This window comes from Amycolatopsis sp. NPDC028719, assembly GCF_055565395.1.
In genome coordinates this window covers 1-20,489 of the sequence record NZ_JBVHUL010000003.1, presented here as the reverse complement: position 1 = coordinate 20,489, position 20,489 = coordinate 1, and the positions used below count along the sequence as shown (strand labels likewise).

At 71.5% G+C, this 20,489-nt stretch carries 19 protein-coding genes; 14 read left to right on the top strand and 5 right to left on the bottom strand.

What is annotated here, in order from left to right; genetic code table 11:
• Together pheS and pheT are read left to right on the top strand one after the other, a co-directional pair.
• A complete protein-coding gene (pheS, locus tag ACZ4TR_RS13820; protein ID WP_465287377.1) occupies window positions 1-1,062 on the top strand; it encodes a phenylalanine--tRNA ligase subunit alpha in 1,062 nt (353 codons plus the stop codon).
• The gene (gene pheT, locus ACZ4TR_RS13815; RefSeq protein ID WP_465287376.1) at window positions 1,062-3,623 is read left to right on the top strand and encodes a phenylalanine--tRNA ligase subunit beta; all 2,562 of its coding nucleotides are present in this window, start codon (window positions 1,062-1,064) and stop codon (window positions 3,621-3,623) included. The genes pheS and pheT overlap by 1 nt, the downstream gene beginning before the upstream one ends.
• Window positions 3,624-3,831: 208 nt before the next feature.
• On the opposite strand, the gene ACZ4TR_RS13810 is transcribed toward pheT, so the two are convergent.
• Window positions 3,832-4,569, bottom strand: a complete 738-nt coding sequence (locus ACZ4TR_RS13810) for a DNA alkylation repair protein (protein ID WP_465287375.1) — start codon at window positions 4,567-4,569, stop codon at window positions 3,832-3,834.
• Between the two features lie 193 nt (window positions 4,570-4,762).
• Between ACZ4TR_RS13810 and ACZ4TR_RS13805 the strand changes: the two genes are divergently transcribed.
• Together ACZ4TR_RS13805 and ACZ4TR_RS13800 are read left to right on the top strand one after the other, a co-directional pair.
• Window positions 4,763-6,346: an alpha/beta hydrolase gene (locus tag ACZ4TR_RS13805; RefSeq protein WP_465287374.1), complete on the top strand. Its 1,584-nt coding sequence runs from the start codon at window positions 4,763-4,765 to the stop codon at window positions 6,344-6,346.
• A 213-nt stretch (window positions 6,347-6,559) separates the two neighbouring features.
• Window positions 6,560-7,057: a helix-turn-helix domain containing protein gene (locus tag ACZ4TR_RS13800; RefSeq protein ID WP_465287373.1), complete on the top strand. Its 498-nt coding sequence runs from the start codon at window positions 6,560-6,562 to the stop codon at window positions 7,055-7,057.
• A gap of 644 nt (window positions 7,058-7,701) precedes the next feature.
• Here the strand turns inward: ACZ4TR_RS13800 and ACZ4TR_RS13795 are convergent.
• Complete coding sequence (locus ACZ4TR_RS13795) at window positions 7,702-8,664, bottom strand: helix-turn-helix transcriptional regulator (protein ID WP_465287372.1); 963 nt, start codon at window positions 8,662-8,664, stop codon at window positions 7,702-7,704.
• 83 nt (window positions 8,665-8,747) lie between these two features.
• Between ACZ4TR_RS13795 and argC the strand changes: the two genes are divergently transcribed.
• The 8 genes from argC to argH are packed head-to-tail and all read left to right on the top strand — an operon-like array spanning window position 8,748 to window position 16,216.
• The gene (argC, locus tag ACZ4TR_RS13790; protein ID WP_465287371.1) at window positions 8,748-9,776 is read left to right on the top strand and encodes an N-acetyl-gamma-glutamyl-phosphate reductase; all 1,029 of its coding nucleotides are present in this window, start codon (window positions 8,748-8,750) and stop codon (window positions 9,774-9,776) included.
• Entirely contained in the window at window positions 9,773-10,933 is a 1,161-nt protein-coding gene (gene argJ / locus ACZ4TR_RS13785; protein WP_465287370.1) for a bifunctional glutamate N-acetyltransferase/amino-acid acetyltransferase ArgJ, read from the top strand. Before argC ends, argJ begins: the two co-directional genes overlap by 4 nt.
• Window positions 10,930-11,847, top strand: coding sequence for an acetylglutamate kinase (argB, locus tag ACZ4TR_RS13780; protein ID WP_465287369.1), 918 nt, complete (start codon window positions 10,930-10,932; stop codon window positions 11,845-11,847). The genes argJ and argB overlap by 4 nt, the downstream gene beginning before the upstream one ends.
• On the top strand, window positions 11,844-13,046 hold the full coding sequence (locus ACZ4TR_RS13775) for an acetylornithine transaminase (RefSeq protein WP_465287368.1): 1,203 nt from the start codon (window positions 11,844-11,846) through the stop codon (window positions 13,044-13,046). The genes argB and ACZ4TR_RS13775 overlap by 4 nt, the downstream gene beginning before the upstream one ends.
• A complete protein-coding gene (gene argF / locus ACZ4TR_RS13770) occupies window positions 13,046-13,972 on the top strand; it encodes an ornithine carbamoyltransferase (RefSeq protein WP_465287367.1) in 927 nt (308 codons plus the stop codon). The genes ACZ4TR_RS13775 and argF overlap by 1 nt, the downstream gene beginning before the upstream one ends.
• On the top strand, window positions 13,969-14,481 hold the full coding sequence (locus tag ACZ4TR_RS13765; RefSeq protein WP_364511672.1) for an arginine repressor: 513 nt from the start codon (window positions 13,969-13,971) through the stop codon (window positions 14,479-14,481). The genes argF and ACZ4TR_RS13765 overlap by 4 nt, the downstream gene beginning before the upstream one ends.
• Complete coding sequence (locus ACZ4TR_RS13760) at window positions 14,478-14,804, top strand: argininosuccinate synthase (protein WP_465287366.1); 327 nt, start codon at window positions 14,478-14,480, stop codon at window positions 14,802-14,804. Before ACZ4TR_RS13765 ends, ACZ4TR_RS13760 begins: the two co-directional genes overlap by 4 nt.
• The gene (gene argH, locus ACZ4TR_RS13755; protein WP_465287365.1) at window positions 14,801-16,216 is read left to right on the top strand and encodes an argininosuccinate lyase; all 1,416 of its coding nucleotides are present in this window, start codon (window positions 14,801-14,803) and stop codon (window positions 16,214-16,216) included. Before ACZ4TR_RS13760 ends, argH begins: the two co-directional genes overlap by 4 nt.
• Window positions 16,217-16,229: 13 nt before the next feature.
• On the opposite strand, the gene ACZ4TR_RS13750 is transcribed toward argH, so the two are convergent.
• Genes ACZ4TR_RS13750 through ACZ4TR_RS13740 form a run of 3 tightly spaced genes read right to left on the bottom strand, consistent with a single transcriptional unit; the run spans window position 16,230 to window position 18,111 of the window.
• Entirely contained in the window at window positions 16,230-16,889 is a 660-nt protein-coding gene (locus ACZ4TR_RS13750) for a TetR/AcrR family transcriptional regulator (protein WP_465287364.1), read from the bottom strand.
• Window positions 16,889-17,554, bottom strand: a complete 666-nt coding sequence (locus tag ACZ4TR_RS13745) for a DUF4166 domain-containing protein (protein WP_465287363.1) — start codon at window positions 17,552-17,554, stop codon at window positions 16,889-16,891. The genes ACZ4TR_RS13750 and ACZ4TR_RS13745 overlap by 1 nt, the downstream gene beginning before the upstream one ends.
• Window positions 17,551-18,111, bottom strand: coding sequence for a hypothetical protein (locus tag ACZ4TR_RS13740; RefSeq protein WP_465287362.1), 561 nt, complete (start codon window positions 18,109-18,111; stop codon window positions 17,551-17,553). The genes ACZ4TR_RS13745 and ACZ4TR_RS13740 overlap by 4 nt, the downstream gene beginning before the upstream one ends.
• Before the next feature lie 107 nt (window positions 18,112-18,218).
• On the opposite strand from ACZ4TR_RS13740, the gene ACZ4TR_RS13735 reads away from it, so the two are divergent.
• Both ACZ4TR_RS13735 and tyrS read left to right on the top strand, forming a co-directional pair.
• Window positions 18,219-18,857 carry a DNA-3-methyladenine glycosylase gene (locus tag ACZ4TR_RS13735; protein ID WP_465287361.1) on the top strand — a complete coding sequence of 213 codons (639 nt, stop codon included), beginning with the start codon at window positions 18,219-18,221 and terminating at the stop codon, window positions 18,855-18,857.
• A 32-nt stretch (window positions 18,858-18,889) separates the two neighbouring features.
• Window positions 18,890-20,164 (top strand): tyrosine--tRNA ligase, encoded by a 1,275-nt coding sequence (gene tyrS / locus ACZ4TR_RS13730; RefSeq protein WP_465287360.1) that lies wholly within the window; start codon window positions 18,890-18,892, stop codon window positions 20,162-20,164.
• The last annotated feature ends 325 nt before the right edge of the window (window positions 20,165-20,489 follow it).

Sequence of the window (20,489 nt, the reverse complement as noted above, 5' to 3'; positions counted from 1 at the left end):
ATGTCCGGAGCCAAGGAGAAGGAAGCCCAGAGCGCGGTGCTCGCCCCCGAGACGCTGCAGGAGGCGGTCAAGGCCGCCGAAGCCGCGTTCGCCGCCGCGACCGGGCTCGAAGCGCTGGCCGAGGTCAAGCCGGCTCATCTCGGCGACCACTCGCCGCTGATGCTGGCCCGCCGCGAGATCGGCGCCCTGCCAAAGCAGGAGAAGGCCGAGGCGGGCAAGCGCGTCAACGAGGCTCGCCAAGCCATCCAGTCCGCCTTCGACACCCGCCGCGCCGAGCTCCAGGTGGAGCGCGACGAGCGGGTGCTGCGCGAGGAGGCCGTCGACGTCACGCTCCCGTGGGACCGCGTCCCGCGCGGGGCCCGGCACCCGATCAGCACCATTTCCGAGCGCGTCGCCGACGCGTTCGTCGCGATGGGCTACGAGGTCGCCGAAGGCCCGGAGCTCGAAGCCGAGTGGTTCAACTTCGACGCGCTGAACTTCGGCAAGGACCACCCCGCCCGCCAGTTGCAGGACACGTTCTACGTCGGCGAGGAGGACTCCGGCCTGGTGCTGCGCACGCACACCTCGCCGGTGCAGGCCCGCACCCTGCTGCACCGCGACCTGCCGGTGTACGTCGTCTGCCCGGGCCGCACGTACCGCACCGACGAGCTCGACTCGACGCACACCCCGGTGTTCACGCAGGTCGAGGGCCTCGCGGTGGACAAGGGCATCACCATGGCGCACCTCAAGGGCACGCTGGACGCCTTCGCCCGCGCGATGTTCGGCGAAAGCTCGAAGACGCGGCTGCGCCCGCACTTCTTCCCGTTCACCGAGCCGTCCGCCGAGGTGGACGTCTGGTTCGAGGAGAAGAAGGGCGGCCCCGGCTGGGTCGAGTGGGGCGGCTGCGGCATGGTCAACCCGAACGTGCTGCGCGCCTGCGGCGTCGACCCCGAGGTGTACTCGGGCTTCGCCTTCGGCATGGGCATCGAGCGCACCCTGCAGTTCCGCAACGGGATCCCGGACATGCGCGACATGGTGGAAGGCGACGTCCGCTTCACCCTTCCCTTCGGAACGGAGGCGTAGTGCGAGTCCCCGTCAGCTGGCTGACCGAGCACCTCGACATCGGCGAGGAGGTCACGCCGCAGGACCTGGCCGACGCGTTCGTCCGGATCGGCATCGAGGTCGACGACCTGAAGCAGCTCGGCCCGGTGACCGGCCCGCTGGTCGTCGGCCGGGTGGCCGAGATCGAGGAGCTCACCGAGTTCAAGAAGCCGATCCGGTTCTGCCGCGTCGACGTCGGCGAAGAGGCCGAGGAGCCGGAAGAGCCGGCCGACGACGAAGACGAGGACGACGACGAAGCCGGCGAGTTCGACGAGGGCCCGCACGGCATCCGGACCCGCGGCATCGTCTGCGGCGCCCGCAACTTCGCCGAGGGCGACCTGGTCGTCGTCGCGCTGCCCGGCGCCGTCCTGCCCGGAGACTTCACCATCGCGTCCCGCAAGACCTACGGCCGGGTCAGCGACGGCATGATCTGCTCCGCCCGCGAGCTCGGCCTCGGCGACGACCACAGCGGCATCCTCGTGCTGCCCTCGGGCACCGCGAGCCCGGGTGACGACGCGGCCGAGCTGCTCGGCCTCGCCGACACCGTGATCGAGCTGACCCCGACCCCGGACCGCGGCTACGCGCTGTCGGTCCGCGGCCTCGCGCGCGAGCTGTCGAACGCGCTGGACGTGGCCTTCGGCGACCCGGCGCTGCTGGAGGTCCCGGCGGCCGAGGGCGACGCCTGGCCGGTCCACGTCGAAGACCCGGAAGGCTGCCCGCGGTTCGTGCTGCGGCGCGTCACCGGCCTGGACGCGACCGCGCCGACGCCGTGGTGGATGCGGCGGCGGCTGATGCTGGCCGGCATCCGGTCCATCTCGCTGGCCGTCGACGTCACCAACTACGTGATGCTCGAGCTCGGGCACCCGCTGCACGCGTTCGCCACCAAGGCCATCCAGGGCGACCTGGTGGTGCGCCGGGCGAAGCCGGGCGAGAAGCTGACCACGCTGGACGACGTCGAGCGCACGCTCGACCCGGACGACGTGATCATCGCCGACGACAGCGGCGTCATCTCGCTCGCCGGCACGATGGGTGGCGCGAGCACCGAGATCACGCCGGAGAGCACCGACGTGCTGCTCGAGGCGGCGCACTGGAACCCCGCCTCGATCAGCCGCACCGCGCGCCGGCACAAGCTGTTCTCCGAGGCCGCGAAGCGGTTCGAGCGGTTCACCGACCCGCAGCTGTGCCCGGCCGCCGTCGAGCTGGCCGCGCGCCTGCTGCGCCAGTACGGCGACGCCGCGATCCAGCCCGGCCGCACCGACGAGGGCACGGTCGAGCCGAACCCGCCGGTCATGATGCCGATCAACCTGCCTGACAAGGTCGCGGGCGTGAACTACAAGCGCGGCGTGACCGTCCGGCGCCTGTCCCAGATCGGCTGCAAGGTCTCGGTCAGCACGGGTGACGACGGCACCGGCCGGGTCACGGCGATCCCGCCGAGCTGGCGCGGCGACCTGCGCCAGCCCGCCGACCTCGTCGAAGAGGTGCTGCGGCTGGAGGGCTACGACAGCATCCCGTCGACGCTGCCCGCCGCCCCGGCCGGCCGCGGCCTGACCGACGCCCAGCGGCGCGTCCGGAGCGTTTCTCGGGCGCTGGCCGAAGCCGGCTACATCGAGGTGCGGCCGTTCCCGTTCATCAGCGACACGGTCTGGGACGCCTTCGGCCTGCCCGCGGACGACGTCCGCCGCACCACGGTGAAGGTCCGCAACCCGCTGGAGGCCGACCGCGACCGGCTGGCGACGACGCTGCTGCCGGGCCTGCTGGACACGTTGCAGCGCAACGTGTCGCGCGGGATGAAGGACGTTTCACTCTACCACATCGGCCAGGTGGTCCTGCCCGCGCCGAACCCGCTGAAGGTGCCGGACCTCGGCGTCGACGGGCGGCCTTCGGACGAGGAGCTCGCGCTGCTCGAAGCGGCCGTGCCGCAGCAGCCGCTGCACGTGGCCGTGGTGCTCGCCGGCCAGCGCCACCGCGCCGGCTGGTGGGGCGCCGGCGAGCCGGCGAACTGGGCCGACGCGGTGCAGGCCGCCCGGACGGTCGCCGAGGCCGCCGGGATCGAGCTGACGGTGCAGGCCACCGACCTGCCGCCGTGGCACCCGGGCCGCTGCGCGCGGCTGCAGGTCGGCGACTGGCCGGTCGGCCACGCCGGTGAGCTGCACCCCAAGGTGGTCGAGGCCCTCGGCCTGCCGCCGCGGACGGTCGCGATGGAGCTGGACCTGGACGCGATCCCGCTGCCGGACTCCCGGCCGGCGCCGAGCGTGTCGGGGTATCCGCCGGTGCTGCTCGACGTGGCCCTGGTCGCGGCGGCGGACGTGCCGACGGCGGACCTGGCCGCGGTCCTGCGCGACGGCGCGGGCGAGCTGCTCGAGGACATCACGCTGTTCGACGTGTACGCGAGCGAGCAGATCGGCGAAGGCAAGCGATCGCTGGCGTACAAGCTGCGCTTCCGCGCGGCGGACCGCACCCTGACGGTCGACGAGGCCACCAAGGCCCGCGACGCGGCGGTGGCGGCGGCGGGCGAGCGCTTCGACGCGACCCTGCGCGCCTAGCCGGCGAGCGCGAGGTAGTTCGAGTGCGGGAGGGGCCGGGAAACCGGCCCCTCCCGCCATTTCCGGCCAACCCACGCGCTTGCACCCCGACACCCGGCGGCCCCCCGCAAGCTCACCCAGCCGGTCCCGACACCAACCCGCCCGCCCAGGCACACAACCCGACCCTCCAGGTACGCGACCCGACCCTCCAAGCACATGAGTCGTCCGCCTAAGTACGCGTGTTGTCCGTCTGGATACGTCCGTCCGCGGCTGGACCTCGGCCGATGTGCTTGAGCGCCTCCCGGCGGGACAACCCGGACAGCCCGGGGTGATCGTCCACGAAGGACCGGACCCAGTCCGGTGCCGTCTTCGCGTACTCGCGCAGGGCCCAGCCGATTCCCTTGCGCAGGAAGAACTCCGGCTCGGCGATCGCCGGCTCGATCGTGCGGGTGAGCAGGTCGGTGTCCGTGTCCTCCTTGGCGCCGACCTGGCAGATGATCGCCGTGCGGCGGCGCCAGAGGTCGCGGTCGGCCGCCCAGCTCAGCATGAGCGGCGTGATCCGGGCCCGGTCGGCGCGCAGGATCGGCCCGATCCGGCGGATGGCGAGCTCGTCCACGTGGTCCCACCAAGCGCCGCTGACGATCATCTCCTCGTACATCGGCACCAGCTCCGGGTCCTGCCACTGCCGGTACGCCCGGTGCCCGGAAAGCGCGATGGCCGCGTAGCGCTCCTCGCGGAATTCGGCTTCCCGCCACAACTCCAGCGCGGTCGCCGTATATGTCACCCGATCGGGCAGTATGTGGTCGGCCAAGATCTCCTTGAGAAGCACGCTTCGCTCGGGTGAAGCCACTCCGCGGAACGGCATGGCCGACTTCATGTACGCCTGCATCGCCGGCGCCTTGACCGGGTCCGCCAGCCCGGCCAGCCCGGTGCGGATCGCCTTGACCAGCTGTTCGTCCGCGCTCATGCGTCCTCCTGTCGTGCTCCGGCGGTCCGGAGCGTACTGCCGGGCACCGACGGTTTTCCGGTGCGAAGACCGGCGCAGGTTCCGACGAAAGACGGATGGCGGAAGTCGCGCCGGTCGACGAGATTGGCGAAGGTTGCCGGTAGTTTCGCCGGAATACGGCGAAATCTGTCCAATGCGGATGAAAAGGACGACTGTGAAGAGAATCGTTGCCGCTGTCGCCGCGGTGGGGCTCGCGGCCGGGCTGTTGGCCGCCGCGCCCGCCGCTTCGGCGGACCCCGGGGTGCAGTTCAGCCCCGCGCCGATCGCCTGGGGGCCCTGCGCGTCGGCGAGCCTGAAGGCCGCGGGCGCCGAGTGCGGCTTCCTCGAGGTGCCGATGGACTACGTGAAGCCGGGCGGGGCGAAGGTCTCCGTCGCGGTGTCGCGGATCAAGCACAAGACCCCGCAGTCGCAGGGGATCATGCTGGTGAACCCGGGCGGCCCGGGCGGGTCCGGCCTCGGGCTCTCGGTGCTCGGCAAGTACGTGCCGAACCACGCGGGGGACAACTACGACTGGATCGGCTTCGACCCGCGGGGCGTCGGGTCCAGCAAGCCGTCGATCAGCTGCGACGGGAACTACTTCAGCTACAACCGGCCGGCGTACGTGCCGACCACGCCGGCGCTCGAGAAGACCTGGCTCGCCCGCTCGAAGGGCTACGCCGAGGCGTGCAAGAAGAACGGCGCGATCCTCGACCACCTCAAGACGACCGACGTCGCGCAGGACATGGACAGCCTGCGCAAGGCGCTGGGCGAGAAGCAGATCAACTACTACGGCTTCTCCTACGGCACCTACCTCGGCCAAGTGTACAGCACGATGTACCCGAAGAACGTCCGCCGGATGGTGCTGGACGGCAACGTCGACCCGCGGAAGGTCTGGTACCAGGCCAACCTCGACCAGGACGTCGCGTTCGACAAGAACATCAAGATCTACTTCGACTGGCTGGCGTCCCACGACAGCGTCTACCACCTCGGCAAGACCGGTTCCGCCGTCGAGAAGCTCTGGTACGACACGCAGCGCAAGCTCGCCAAGAACCCGGCGGGCGGCGTCATCGGCGGCGGCGAGTGGACCGACATCTTCCTGCAGGCCGGCTACTACGTGTTCGGCTGGGTCGACATGGCCCAGGCCTTCGACGGCTACGTCCACAAGGGTGACTGGCAGACGCTGAAGGCGCTCTACGACAGCTCGAACCCGCCCGGCGACGACAACGGGTTCGCCGTCTACCTCGGCGTCCAGTGCACCGACGTCCAGTGGCCGACCAACTGGAACAAGTGGCGCGCCGACAACTGGCTGACCTACTTCAAGGCCCCGTTCGAGACCTGGGGCAACGCCTGGTTCAACGCGCCCTGCGTGTACTGGCCGGCGAAGGCGGGCAAGCCGGTGGACATCGACGGCCGCAAGGTGGCCGGGGTGCTGCTGATCAGCGAGGAGCTGGACGCGGCGACGCCGTACGCCGGCAGCCTCGAGGTCCGGAAGCGGTTCCCGAACTCCAGCCTGATCAGCGCGCCGGGCGGCACGACGCACGCCGGTTCGCTGTCCGGTGTGTCCTGTGTGGACGACCGGATCGCCGACTACCTGGCCACCGGCAGGCTGCCGCAGCGGCAGCCCGGCAACCACTCGGACGTCCAGTGCGACCCGGTGCCGGCGCCGGAGCCCGACGGCGCCGCGGCGCAGAAGTCGGACAACTCCGCGAAAGCCGCCCAGGAGAAGCAGAGCACGCTGGCCCAGCTGCTGCACTTCTGAGCGAAATCGACGCAGTCCGCTGCCCCGGTCCGGTTCGCCCGGACCGGGGCAGTGTCTTTTCCGGCTCTTCCGCCGCTGTCCCATCGTCGCCTCCCGATCACGTGGTGTGGTCGAGGAGGGACGTTAGGCGAGGGGTCCGACAGTTTCGGAGCGAAGTGGGCCGTGAGCAGCGCGTGGCCGAAAATTGTCGGGGGTGCGCGCTAGCTTCGGGGCATGTCGATCATCGAAGAGCGCCGGACCGAGGTCCGGGCCCAGGAAATCACCTACCAGATCGTGGTCGCGACCAGGACGGACGACGACCGCACCGAACCGACTCCGCGGGTGATGATCACCCTCGAAGCCGGCGGACCCGGCGGCGAACCGGTCGCCGAGGGCAGCCTCGACCTGGACGTCGCGGTGGCGGCCACGGTGGCCGACCTCGTCGCGGACGGTCTGCTGTCCACGACCGGCACGGGCCGGGGGCCGCGGCGAAGATCCGCGGGCCGTCCTGCGCAGCAGGGCCGCCCGTGGAACGAGGAGATGGACGCGGAGCTGGAGACCCGGTGGATCGCGGGGGAGAGCGTCGCGGCGATCGCGGCGTACTTCGAACGTACTCCCGGCGGCATCCGCGCCCGGCTGCCCCGCGTGGGCTGCGACCCGGAGAACCCGGGCTGCTACCTCCCCGTGCCGCCGAGCAGACGCACGGACCTGGACGGAGGCGAGCCGACCTGAGCGACGGCGGGCCGGTCCGCAGTGGACCGGCCCGCCAGGCCGTCCCCTCTTCCCGTGAACGGAGTCGACCCGATGAGGTTCGCTCTCGCCGTGTGGTCCGAACCCGCGGTCGTCACCGCGGAAGAAGCGGGACGCAAGTACGAGAGACTGTGCGCGCTCTTGCCGGACGCGGTCCCGGAGGAGCCTAGAGCTCTCGCCTTCCAGCGCGAGCTGACCGCGCGCTGTCCGTCCCTGTCATCGTTACCCGTGGACGAGCTCGAAGTCAGCCCGTGGAACGGAGATCCCGTCGTCCTCGGCGATGCGGTGCTCACGAAGATGAGCTGGTCCGCCGCCGACACGGCCGTCTTGTTCGGGAAGGCTGCCGGCGAAGAACTGGTTTGCGGTCCTCGAACGAGGAGATCACTACATCCGGGTCGGTCCGGGGAGAGCGGGCGGCCACCAACCCGTCATGGTTCGCGGTGAAACACCGCGAAGGATCGTCCGATCGGCACTTCCGTGCCGAGGTCGCCGATCCGGCCCGGGTTGTCCAGGCGTTCACGGCCTTCGCCGCGGGCGACGACAGCTGGCGAGATGGGCTCAGCTGGCAACGCGTGAAGTTCCGACCGGGTCGGCGATCGAGGAGGGGAGCAGTGTCGTACCACCGATCAAGCCCGCGCGCCGGAAGCCGCGGCGGCGCGGTCCGCGAGCACCCTCAGGTGCGCCACCAGCTCCGGTGGCTCCTCGACGGTGAACGCACAGCCCAGCCCCAGCAACCGGAACGCGAGCCAGTCCACCGTGTCCGCGTGACTGTGCCACCGGCAGCGGCCGTCGCCGAGGTCGGTCAGCTCGCCGGCCGCGACGCCGAGGCGGGGTGCCACCCGAGACGCCGGTTCCGTCAGCACTGCCACCGCCCGATACGTCGGCACGAGGTCGTAGAGCCGTTCGACGACGTAGGCCGCCAGGTCCGTCGCCGGAGGGGTGCGCGGGGTGGCGCGGCCGCCGGTCGCCTGGGCGTCGCGGACCCGGTCGACGCGGAAGATGCGCCAGTCCGCGCGGTCGAGGTCGTAGGCCACCAGGTACCAGCGGCGGCCGGTGGCGACCAGCCGGAGGGGATCGGCCCGGCGCCGCGTCTCGGCACCGTCGTTCGCGCGGTAGCGGAACCGGACCGTTTCGCGGTTGGTGATCGCGCCGGCGAACACGGTCAGCTGGGCCGGGTCGACGGCCGGTCCCACGGCCGGCACGGCGACCGTGGCCGTGCCGATCGTGCCCACCCGGCGGCGCAACCGCGCCGGGAGGACCTGCTCCAGCTTGGCCAGCGCCCGCACGGACGCCTCCTCGATCCCCGAGACCGTCTGCCCCGCGGCCGTCCGCAACCCGACCGCGATCGCCACGGCTTCGTCGTCCTCGAGCACCAGCGGCGGCATCGCGGTGCCGGCCACCAGCCGGTAGCCACCCGCGACGCCGCGGCTGGCCTCCACCGGGTAGCCGAGGTCGCGCAGCCGCTCGACGTCGCGGCGGATCGTGCGCGGGCTGACGCCGAGCCGGCCGGCCAGCTCGCTGCCCGGCCACTCCCGGGGCGTCTGGAGCAGCGAGAGCAGGCCGAGCAGCCGCGCCGGGGTGTCCGTCATCGGTCCAGCATCCCAAGGTGGCGGGGACCACTTCCCGGTATTCCTGTTTGTTTAGCCTTGCAAGGGCGTGCATAATCATGCGTATGACGGTGAACATCGCGGTGGCCGGAGCCAGCGGGTACGCGGGCGGCGAACTGCTGCGCCTGCTCTTGGCCCATCCCGAGGTCGAGATCGGCACGCTCACGGCCGCCAGCAGCGCGGGCACCAAGCTCGGCGTCCACCAGCCCCACCTCGTTCCCCTGGTCGACCGGGTCCTCGCCGAGACGACGCCGGAGACCCTCGCCGGCCACGACGTGGTCTTCCTCGCGCTGCCCCACGGGCATTCGGCGGAGATCGCGGCACAGCTCGGCCCGGACGTCCTGGTGGTCGACCTCGGCGCCGACCACCGCCTGGCCGACGCCGCCGACTGGCAGCGCTGGTACGGCGGCGACCACGCCGGCCAATGGCCGTACGGCCTGCCCGAACTCCCCGGCGCCCGCGAGAAGCTCGTCGGCACCAAGCGCGTCGCCGTGCCCGGCTGCTTCCCGACCGGCGGCTCGCTGGCCCTCGCGCCCGCCTTCGCCGCCGGGCTGGTCGAGCCGGACGTCACGGTCGTCGCCGTCACCGGCACCTCCGGCGCCGGCAAGAGCCTCAAGCCGAACCTGCTCGGCTCGGAGGTGATGGGCTCGGCCAGCGCGTACGGCGTCGGCGGCGCCCACCGCCACACCCCCGAGTTCGCGCAGAACCTCTCGGCCGTCGCGGGGGAGAAGGTCACCGTGTCCTTCACCCCGGTCCTCGCGCCGATGCCCCGCGGCATCCTCACCACGGCGAGCGCGCCGTTGAGGGGGGACGTCGACGAGGCCGCCGCCCGCGCGGCGTACGAGAAGGCCTACGAAGCGGAGCCGTTCGTCCAGCTGCTGTCCGCGGGCGCCTGGCCCGCCACCTCGGCGACGCTCGGCTCGAACAACGTCCAGCTGCAGGTCACGGTCGACGCCGACGCACGGCGCCTGGTCGTGGTCGCCGCGATCGACAACCTCACCAAGGGCACCGCCGGCGGTGCCGTCCAGTCGATGAACCTGGCCCTCGGCCTCCCCGAGACCACCGGCCTTTCCACCGTAGGAGTGGCACCGTGACCGTCACCGGCCCCCAGGGCTTCCGCGCCGCCGGCGTCGCCGCCGGGATCAAGGCCTCCGGCGCGCTCGACTTCACGCTGGTCGTCAACGACGGCCCGCTCGACGTCGCGGCCGGCGTGTTCACCCGCAACGTCATCAAGGCCGCGCCGGTGCTCTGGTCGCAGGAGGTGCTCAAGCAGCAGCGGCTGAAGGCCATCGTCCTCAATTCGGGCGGCGCCAACGCGGCCACCGGGCCCGGCGGCTTCCAGGACACCCACGCCACCGCCGAAAAAGTGGCCGAAGTCCTGCAGGCGGGTGCGATCGAAGTCGCCGTCTGCTCCACCGGCCTGATCGGGGAACGGCTGCCGATGGACGCCGTCCTGTCCGGGGTGGACACCGCGTTCAAGGCCCTCGACGCGAGCGCCGAAGCGAGCCTGAACGCCGCCACGGGTGTGATGACCACCGATACCAAGCCGAAGCAGGCCTTCGCGAAGCACGAGAGCGGCTGGAGCGTCGGCGGCTTCGCGAAGGGCGCGGGCATGCTCGCCCCGAACCTGGCCACCATGCTCTCGGTGCTGACCACCGACGCCGTGGTGGGCAAGGAAATCCTCGACCGGGCCCTGCGTGCGGCCACCCACGTGACGTTCGACCGCCTCGACGTCGACGGCGGCACGTCCACCAACGACACGGTGCTGGTCCTGGCCTCCGGCGCGAGCGGGGTCGAACCCACCGAGGCCGAGCTCACCGAGCTGATCACCGCGGTGAGCCACGACCTCGTGCTCCAGCTGCGCGCCGATTCCGAAGGCGCGACGAAGGACGTCGACGTCACGGTGCAGGGCGCGGCCTCCGAAGCCGACGCGATCGCGGTCGCCCGCACGATCGCCGAGGACAACCTGGTCAAGACGGCCCTGTTCGGCTCCGACCCGAACTGGGGCCGGATCGCCATGGCGCTGGGCCGGGTCCCGGCCCGCATCGACCCCGAAACCGTGTCGATCGCGATCAACGGCGTCACGCTGTTCGCCCGGGGGATGCCCGCCGCCGACCGCTCGGAAGCCGATCTCACCGGGCGCGCCATCGAGATCGTCGTCGACCTCGGCGTCGGCGCGGCCGCGGCGACCATCTACACCACCGACCTTTCGCACGGTTACGTCGAAGAGAACAGCGCGTACTCCTCATGAACCAGGAGGCACTGATTTCCGCGGACGAAAGACTCGCGACGGCGGCCGAGAAGGCCGGGGTCCTCATCGAAGCGCTGCCGTGGCTGCAGCGGTTCCACGGCGCCACGGTGGTGGTGAAGTACGGCGGCAACGCGATGATCGACGACGGCCTGAAGGCGGCCTTCGCCGAGGACATGGTGTTCCTCCGGCTGGCCGGCCTGCGCCCGGTGGTCGTGCACGGCGGCGGCCCGCAGATCACCGCGATGCTCAAGCGCCTCGGCGTCGAAGGCGAGTTCAAGGGCGGCCTGCGGGTCACCACGCCGGAGACGATGGACATCGTCCGGATGGTGCTCACGGGACAGGTCAGCCGCGAGCTCGTCGGGCTGATCAACGCCCACGGGCCGTACGCGGTCGGCATCTCCGGCGAAGACGCCCGGCTGTTCACCGCCGAGCGCAAGCAGGCCACTGTGGACGGTGAGCAGGTCGACATCGGGCTCGTCGGCGAGGTCGCCGAGGTCAATCCGGACGCGGTGCTGGACATCGTCAACGCCGGGCGCATCCCGGTGGTCTCCACCGTCGCCCCCGACGTCGAGGGCGTGGTGCACAACGTCAACGCCGACACCGCCGCGGGAGCGCTGGCGGCCGCGCTGGGTGCGGAGAAGCTCGTCGTGCTCACCGACGTCGAAGGTCTGTACGCGGACTGGCCGGACCGGTCGTCGCTGATCGACCGCATCCGCGTCGACCACCTCGAGCCGATGCTGCCCACCCTGGCCAGCGGCATGATCCCGAAGATGGAGGCGTGCGTGCGCGCCATCCGCGGCGGCGTGCGCCGGGCGCACGTGATCGACGGCCGCCTCGCCCATTCGGTGCTGCTGGAGGTCTTCACCTCCCGTGGCGTCGGCACCATGGTCTTCCCCGAAACGGAGCTCCCGTGACCGACCTCAAGTCCAATGTGGACGGCCAGGCACACTGGCAGTCCGCCCTCATGGACAACTACGGCACGCCCGCGCTGACCCTCGTGCGCGGCGAAGGCGCGAAGGTGTGGGACGCCGACGGCAAGGAGTACGTCGACCTGGTCGGCGGCATCGCCGTCAACGCGCTCGGCCACGCGCACCCGGCGATCGTCGAAGCCGTCACCGCGCAGATCAAGCAGCTCGGCCACACCTCGAACCTGTACGTCAACCCGGTGGCCGTCGAGCTCGCCGAGGCGCTGCTCGACGTCGCCGGCCTCACCGGTAACGGCAAGGTGCTGTTCGTCAACTCCGGCGCCGAGGCCAACGAAGCCGCGCTGAAGATCAGCCGGCTGACCGGGCGCACCAAGGTGATCGCCGCCGAGGGCGCGTTCCACGGCCGGACCATGGGCTCGCTGACGCTGACCGGCCAGCCCGGGAAGCGCGACCCCTTCAAGCCGCTGGTGCCCGGGGTGGAGCACGTGCCGTTCGGGGATGTCGCGGCGCTGAAGGCGGCCGTCGACTCGGAGACCGCGGCCGTCTTCCTGGAGCCGGTGCTCGGGGAGGCGGGCGTCATCCCGGCGCCGGACGGCTACCTGCAGGCCGCCCGCGAGATCACGAAGGCCACCGGCACGCTGCTGGTGCTCGACGAGGTGCAGACCGGCCTCGGCCGCCTCGGCACCTGGTTCGGCTACCAGCAGGCCGGCATCGTCCCGGACGTGATCACGCTGGCCAAGGGCCTCGGCGGCGGGCTGCCGCTGGGCGCGGTGATCGGCGTCGGCGCGGCGGGCGACCTCCTCAAGCCCGGCCAGCACGGCACCACCTTCGGCGGCAACCCCGTGTGCTGCGCGGCCGGCTTGGCCGTGCTGAAGACGATCGCCGCGGACGGTCTCCTCGACCACGTCTCGACGCTGGGCAAGGACATCGCGGCGGGCGTCGAGGCGCTCGGCCACCCGCTCGTCGGCGGGGTGCGCGGCGCCGGCCTGCTGCTCGGCATCGCCCTGCGTGAGCCCGTGTCGGCCGCGGTGGCCAAGGCCGCCCAGGACGCCGGCTACCTCGTCAACCCGGTCGCGCCCGGCACCGTCCGGCTCGCACCGCCGCTCGTACTCGACGCCGCCCAGGCCGAGGGCTTCCTCGCCGCCCTCCCGAACGCGCTCGACTCCACCACGAAGGACGCCGACTGATGCTCCGCCACTTCCTCCGCGACGACGACGTCAGTCCCGCCGAACAGAAGGCCATCCTCGACATCGCGGACGCGCTGAAGGCCGACCCGCTGGGGAACAAGATCCTCGCCGGCAAGTCCATCACGGCGATCTTCGAGAAGAACTCGACCCGCACGCGGTTCTCGTTCGAGGTCGGCATCAGCCAGCTCGGCGGGCACCCGGTGATCGTCGACGGCCGCTCGATGCAGCTCGGCCGCGAAGAGACGATCGAAGACACCTCGCGGGTGCTGTCGCGGTACGTCGACGGGATCGTGTGGCGGACCTTCGCGCAGAAGCGCATCGAGGCGATGGCCGCGGCCGCGTCGATCCCGGTGGTCAACGCGCTCACCGACGAGTTCCACCCGTGCCAGGTGCTCACCGACCTGATGACGATCCGCGAGCGCAAGGGGAAGCTCGACGGTCTCACCCTCGTCTACCTCGGCGACGGCGCCAACAACATGGCGCACTCGCTGCTGCTCGGCGGCGTCACCGCCGGGATGCACGTCCGGGTCGTCTCGCCGGTCGGCTTCCAGCCGGACCAGCAGGTCATGCTCGATGCCAAGAAGCGCGCCGAGGAGACCGGCGGCACCGCCACGGTGTTCACCGACCCGTACGCGGCGGTCGCCGGCGCGGACGTGCTCGTCACCGACACGTGGACGTCGATGGGCCAGGAGAACGACGGCCTCGACCGGGTCGGCCCGTTCCGCGCCCTGCAGGTCAACACGGAACTGCTGAAGAAGGCGGCGGACGACGCGATCGTCCTGCACTGCCTGCCCGCGCACCGCGGCTGGGAGATCACCGACGAGGTGATCGACGGCCCGGCCAGCGCGGTGTGGGACGAGGCGGAAAACCGGCTCCACGCCCAGAAGGCCCTGCTGGTCTGGCTTTTCGAAGAGAGCCGGCGATGACCAGCAGCCGGGTGGGGCGGCAGGCGCGGATCACCGAACTGGTGTCCACCATGACGATCCGCAGCCAGACCGAGCTGGCCAAGCTGCTGGCCGCCGAAGGCATCGAGGTCACCCAGGCGACGCTGTCGCGCGACCTCGACGAGCTGGGCGCGGTCAAGCTGCGCGGGCCGGACTCGGGTGCGCCGGTCTACGTCATCCCGGAGGACGGCAGCCCCGTCCGCGGGGTGCAGGGCGGCACCTCGCGGCTCTCCCGGCTGCTCGCGGAACTGATGGTCTCGGCCGACTCGTCGGGCAACCTGATGGTGCTGCGGACGCCGCCGGGCGCGGCGCAGTTCCTCGCCAGCGCGATCGACCGGGCGGCCCTGGAAGAGGTCGTCGGCTCGATCGCGGGTGACGACACCGTCGCCGTGATCGCCCGGGAACCGCTGACGGGCAAGGAGCTGGCCGAGCGCTTCGCCGCCCTCGCGCAGCGCTCGGCGCACGAAGCGGGAGACGAAGGACCACCATGACCGCGCTCGCCGACATCTTCCCGGCCGAGGGGGAGTTCCTCGCGCCGGACGAGGTCGTGATCACCTTCGACCGCGGGGTGCCGGTGGCGATCGACGGCGAGACCGTTTCCGTCGCCGAAGCGCGCCGGATGCTGAGCGCGCGCGGCGAGGCGCAGAGAATCGGCCGCGGCGAAGCGTGCGCCGCGCTCGAACGGCGGACCGGCCGCGGATGCGCCAGTCTGGCCACTGCCCTCTCGGGCGAAGTCCGCCTGGTCCTCCACGACGGCCGGGTGACGGCCGACGACTTGAATCCGACGAACACCGAGGAGAAGCGAGAACAGTGAGCGGGAACGAGCAGCCGGTGCAGCTGTGGGGCGGCCGGTTCGCCAGCGGTCCGGCGGAGGCCATGGCGGCGCTGAGCGCGTCGACGCACTTCGACTGGCGCCTGGCGCCCTACGACATCGCCGGGTCCCGCGCGCACGCCCGGGTGCTGAGCAAGGCGGGCCTGCTCACCGAGGACGAGCTCGCCGGCATGCTGGCCGCGCTGGACACGCTCGCCCAGGACGTCGCTTCGGGGGAGTTCACCCCGACGATCGCCGACGAGGACGTGCACACGGCCCTCGAACGCGGTCTCCTCGAACGGGCGGGCACCGAGCTCGGCGGCAAGCTGCGCGCCGGCCGCTCGCGCAACGACCAGGTCGCCACGCTGTTCCGGATGTGGCTGCGCGACGCGGCCCGCCGGGTCGTCGCCGGCACCCTGGAGGTCGTCGACGCGCTGGTGTCGCAGGCGAAGAGGCACCCGGACGCGATCCTGCCCGGCCGCACCCACCTGCAGCACGCCCAGCCGGTGCTGCTCGCGCACCACCTGATGGCCCATGGCCAGGCGTTGCTGCGCGACGTCTCGCGGCTGCAGGACTGGGACGCGCGCACGGCCGAGTCGCCGTACGGTTCGGGTGCGCTCGCCGGCTCGTCGCTGGGCCTCGATCCCGAGGCCGTCGCCGAGGAGCTCGGCTTCGCGACGAGCGTCGAGAACTCCATCGACGGCACCGCTTCGCGCGACTTCGTCGCCGAGTTCGCCTTTGCCGTCGCGATGCTCGCGGTGAACCTGTCCCGGATCGCCGAAGAGGTGATCATCTGGAACACCGCCGAGTTCGGTTACGTCACGCTCGACGACGCGTGGGCGACCGGCAGCTCGATCATGCCGCAGAAGAAGAACCCGGACGTCGCGGAGCTGACCCGCGGCAAGGCCGGCCGGCTGATCGGCAACCTGACCGGCCTGCTGGCCACGCTCAAGGCACAGCCGCTGGCCTACAACCGCGACCTGCAGGAGGACAAGGAGCCGGTGTTCGACTCGGTCGAGCAGCTCGAGCTCCTGTTCCCGGCGATCGCCGGGATGCTCGCCACGCTGACCTTCCACACCGACCGGCTCGCCGAGCTGGCGCCGGCCGGCTTCACCCTGGCCACCGACATCGCGGAGTGGCTGGTGCGCCAGGGCGTCCCGTTCCGCGTCGCGCACGAGGCCGCGGGCGAAAGCGTCCGCGTCGCCGAGTCCCGCGGGGTCGGCCTGGACGAGCTGACCGACGAGGAGTTCGAAAAGATCAATCCGGCGCTGACGCCCGAGGTGCGGGCCGTGCTGACCGTCGAAGGTTCGGTGAAGTCCCGCGACGCCCGCGGCGGCACCGCGCCGGTTCGGGTGGCCGAGCAGCGCGCGCGGCTGGAGGAGCGCGTCACCGCGGCGCGGCAGTGGCTCAACTGATGGTGAAGACCGGCTAGGCGCGCGCCCGGCCGGTCTTCCTCAGCTTCGCCCGGACGGCCCGGGTGGCCACCGGGCCGAGCCCGTCCAGGACGTCGACGAGCACGGCCAGCTGCTCCAGCGCGGTGACGGCCTGCTCGGCGCCCTCGGGATCGACGGTCTCGAACAGCGAGAGCCCGAGGAACCCCGACGACACGGCGTGCGCCAGCCCGGCGGGGTCCGCGAGCTCGGCCAGCGGCGACCCGTCGAGCACGCGTTCGAGGGCCGTGCGGACCTCGGTGATCCACTTGTCCAGGCCCTCGCGGGTGGCCTCGGCGAGCCGTGCGCTGCCCTGCGCCCCGGCGAGCGTCTGGGCGAGCACGGCGAGGTTGCCCTCCGCGCGTTCCGCGACGCGGATCTCGCGGCCGAGCTCCAGCAGGTCGCCGACCGTGGCCACCGCGGCGAAGCGTTCGCGGTAGAGCGAAACCCGGGATTCGGTCGCGAGGACGCACGCCTGCGCGATGAGCTCCTCGACGCTGCCGAAGTGGTAGAAGATGAGCGCCTGGTTCGCGCCGGCCGCGGTGGCGACCGACCGCGCGGAGACGCCGGTGATGCCCTGGTGCCGGACGATCTCGAGCACGCCGTCCACGAGCTTCTGCTTCGTGTCCCGCGAGCTGGAGTTCCGGCCGGTGCCCATCAGTCCATGACCTTCTCACGAAGTGGCTTGACCGCCCCGCTGACCCCGCCGCGGACGTCGACGAATCTCGCGGCGAAGCTGCCCTCGTAGCCGAACACCGGCCCGAAGCGCGGGTTGACCACCGCGACCTCGATCCGGAACTGCCCGCTCGCCTCGTCGAACCATTCTTCGACCCGGGCGGTGCCGGTGAGTGCCCGCGGCAGGCCGGAGCGGACCGGGCCTTCCCGCAGCCGGAACTCGCCGGAGCGGATCCGGAACCCGCCGTCCGGCCGCGCCGACACCGTGAGGTCCACCGCCAGATCCTGGTGCGTCCCCAGGTAGTCGACGAGCCCGCGCCCGGCGCTGTACACCATCTGCGCGTCGAAGCGCCTTCGCCGTCTCGGGAACTCGAAGGTGCGCACGAAGGACACGGTTTCGCGGCCGTGCCGGTCGACGTACGGGTAGTTTTCGATGGTGAACGGCACGTTCCGCCCGCAGTCGGGGAACAGGATGTGCCGCGTCGACCCGAGCCACAGGAACGGCAAGGTGAACCCGGGCCCGCGCCAGATCCGGTCCATCACGCCGTGGCCGATCATGCCGCGCCCGCCCGAGAGGGCGAGCCGCTCCCGCATCCGCGGGTGCAGGAACGCGAAGTCCGCGCCGAGGGCGCGTTCGAAGACGCTCACGCCGGCACCCCGATCCGGCCGGCGACGCGGTCACGCGGCCGCGTCCGCACGCAGCGCGCGGCCGAGGGCGCGGTCAGGGGCTGCTCCTCGGGCGGCGTCCCGGTCTCCAGCCAGATCCGCAGCCGGTCGAACGACCAGGCCGTCAGCCGGCCGAACGCCGGGCGGAACACCCGGTCGGCCACCTGCCCGAAGCGCCCCCAGCGGGTGCCGTAGTCGAAGCCGGTGACGAAGCGGACGCCGTCGCCGACCGGCGTGTAGCGCCAGAACCCACCGCCCGCGCTGATCAGCGACAGCGGGTCGGCCGAGGCGAACCGGAGCACCGACGTGCGCGAGCCGTCCGGCCAGGTGCGCGATGCCGCGCTCACCCCGACCCCGGTGACGGTTACCCCGAGGAACCGTGAGGCGTACCGGAAGTGGCCGTCGTGCCCGGCGAGCGGGCTGATGTCGGCGAAGCGGAGGTCCCAGCGGCAATGCAGGCCGGGGTCCTGCGTGTGCTGCCAGAGCGTGTCCAGGTCCGTGCGGATCACGGTCTCGACGTAGAGCGCCTTCGGTCGCATCTCTCGGCTCCCCTCAGAGTTTGAGCGATCGCTCAAACCGACTGTAGAGAAGTTTGAGCGATCGCTCAAGAGTTAAGGTGATCGGGAAACGTGAAGGAGGAGCTCGCTTGAGCGGCGACGCAGGCCGGTTGTTCACCCGTGAGGAGCTCGCGCTCGACCCCGTCGACCTGGCGCACCTGCTGCTCGGCGCGGTCCTGGAGGCCGACGGCCCCGACGGCACGGTCGGCGTCCGGCTCGTGGAGGTCGAGGCCTACCGCGGCGAGGACGACCCGGCATCGCACTGCTACCGCGGCCGCACCCCGCGCAACGCCGTCATGTGGGGACCCGCGGGTCACCTCTACGTGTACTTCGTCTACGGAATGCACTTCTGCGCGAACGTCGTCGGCACCCACGAGGGCATGCCCGGCGCGGTGCTGCTCCGCGCGGGCGAGGTCGTCGAGGGTCTCGACGTCGTCCGCAAACGGCGCCCGACCGCGCGGGGGACCGGTGAGCTCGCGAAGGGCCCCGCGATCCTGACGTCGGTGCTGCGCGTCGACCGCGCGCAGAACGGCGTCGACCTGACCGACCGGGCGTCTCCGGTCCGGCTGCGCGTCGGCGAGCGCGTGCCCGCCGAGCGGATCCGCACCGGGCCCAGGGTCGGCGTCGCGATGGCGATGGACACGCCGTGGCGGTTCTGGGACGGCGCCTCGCCGGCCGTGTCCACCTACCGCCGCGGCGGGAAGCGCCGGGTCCGACCCGCCAGTTAGTCGGTTGACCTGGTGCGGGAGGATCTACAGGCGTGAGCGAACACATCCTCGACGAGCTGTCCTGGCGCGGCCTCATCGCGCAGTCCACCGACATCGACGCCCTCCGGCGCGAGCTCGACCAGGGTCCCGTGACGCTCTATTGCGGCTTCGACCCCACGGCGCCCAGCCTGCACGCCGGCAACCTGGTCCCGCTGCTCATGCTCAAGCGCTTCCAGCGCGCCGGGCACCGGCCGATCGTGCTGGCCGGCGGCGCGACCGGGATGATCGGCGACCCGCGCGACACCGGTGAGCGCACGCTGAACACGCTCGACGTCGTCGCCGAGTGGGCCGGGCGCATCCGCGGCCAGCTCGAGCGGTTCGTCGACTTCGACGACTCGCCGACCGGCGCGATCGTCGAGAACAACCTCAACTGGACGGGCCAGCAGACCGCGCTGGAGTTCCTGCGCGACGTCGGGAAGCACTTCTCGGTCAACGTCATGCTCAACCGGGAGACGGTCAAGCGCCGGCTCGAGGGCGACGGCATGTCCTACACCGAGTTCAGCTACCTGCTGCTGCAGTCGCAGGACTACCTGCAGCTGCACCGCAAGTACGGCTGCACGCTGCAGGTCGGCGGCTCCGACCAGTGGGGCAACCTCGTCGGCGGGGTCGACCTGATCCGCCGGACCGGCGGGGCAGCCGCGCACGCCCTCACCGCGCCGCTGGTCACCGACGCCGAGGGCCGCAAGTTCGGCAAGTCGACCGGCGGCGGGAACCTCTGGCTCGACCCGGACATGACCTCGCCGTACGCCTGGTACCAGTACTTCGTGAACGTGGGCGACGCCGACGTGATCCGCTACCTGCGCATGTTCACGTTCCTGAGCCGGGAAGAGATCGCTTCGCTGGCGGAGGACACCGAGCAGCGCCCCCACCTGCGCGCCGCGCAGAAGCGGCTGGCGGAGGAGTTCACGATCCTCGTCCACGGCGAGGAGCAGACCCGGCAGGTGATCAACGCCAGCCAGGCGCTGTTCGGCCGCGGCGAGCTCGGCGACCTGGACGAACGCACCCTGGACGCGGCGATGGCCGAGGTGCCGAACGGCAAGGTCGACCCGACCGGCGAGGCGACGATCGTCGACCTGCTGCTAGCCGGGGGACTGGTGGACAGCAAGGGCGCCGCGCGCCGCACGCTCAAGGAGGGCGGCGCGTACGTCAACAACGTGAAGATCGTGGACGAGGCCTGGAAGCCGGCCGTCGGCGACGCCCTGCACGGCAAGTGGCTCGTCGTCCGCAAGGGCAAGCGGAACGTCGCCGGCGTCGCCCTCGGCGGCTGACCGGCGCAGGCGGCCCGAAACAGGCCCTTGACCTGCGGCAACGCGGTTAAGGTACCCCCCTGTTTCGGGCCTCTTCCCGGGGTGTAAAGTTCTCCAAGTCGCCAGGGAAACCGGGTGGCCGCCGGGACACGAACCAAGCTCTCGCTCGAAGCGATTGAGTGGGTGTCCCACCAAAAACTGCTAGGAATACTCGCTTCGGGTGAGGCCGCTTGACGGCGGTGCGACTCGGGGTGTGTTGCTTGAGAACTCAACAGTGTGCTAGTGAACTAAGCCAGTAGAGCTTATGTATTGAACCTCGTATGAGGTTCCTTTGAGAGCATTAATT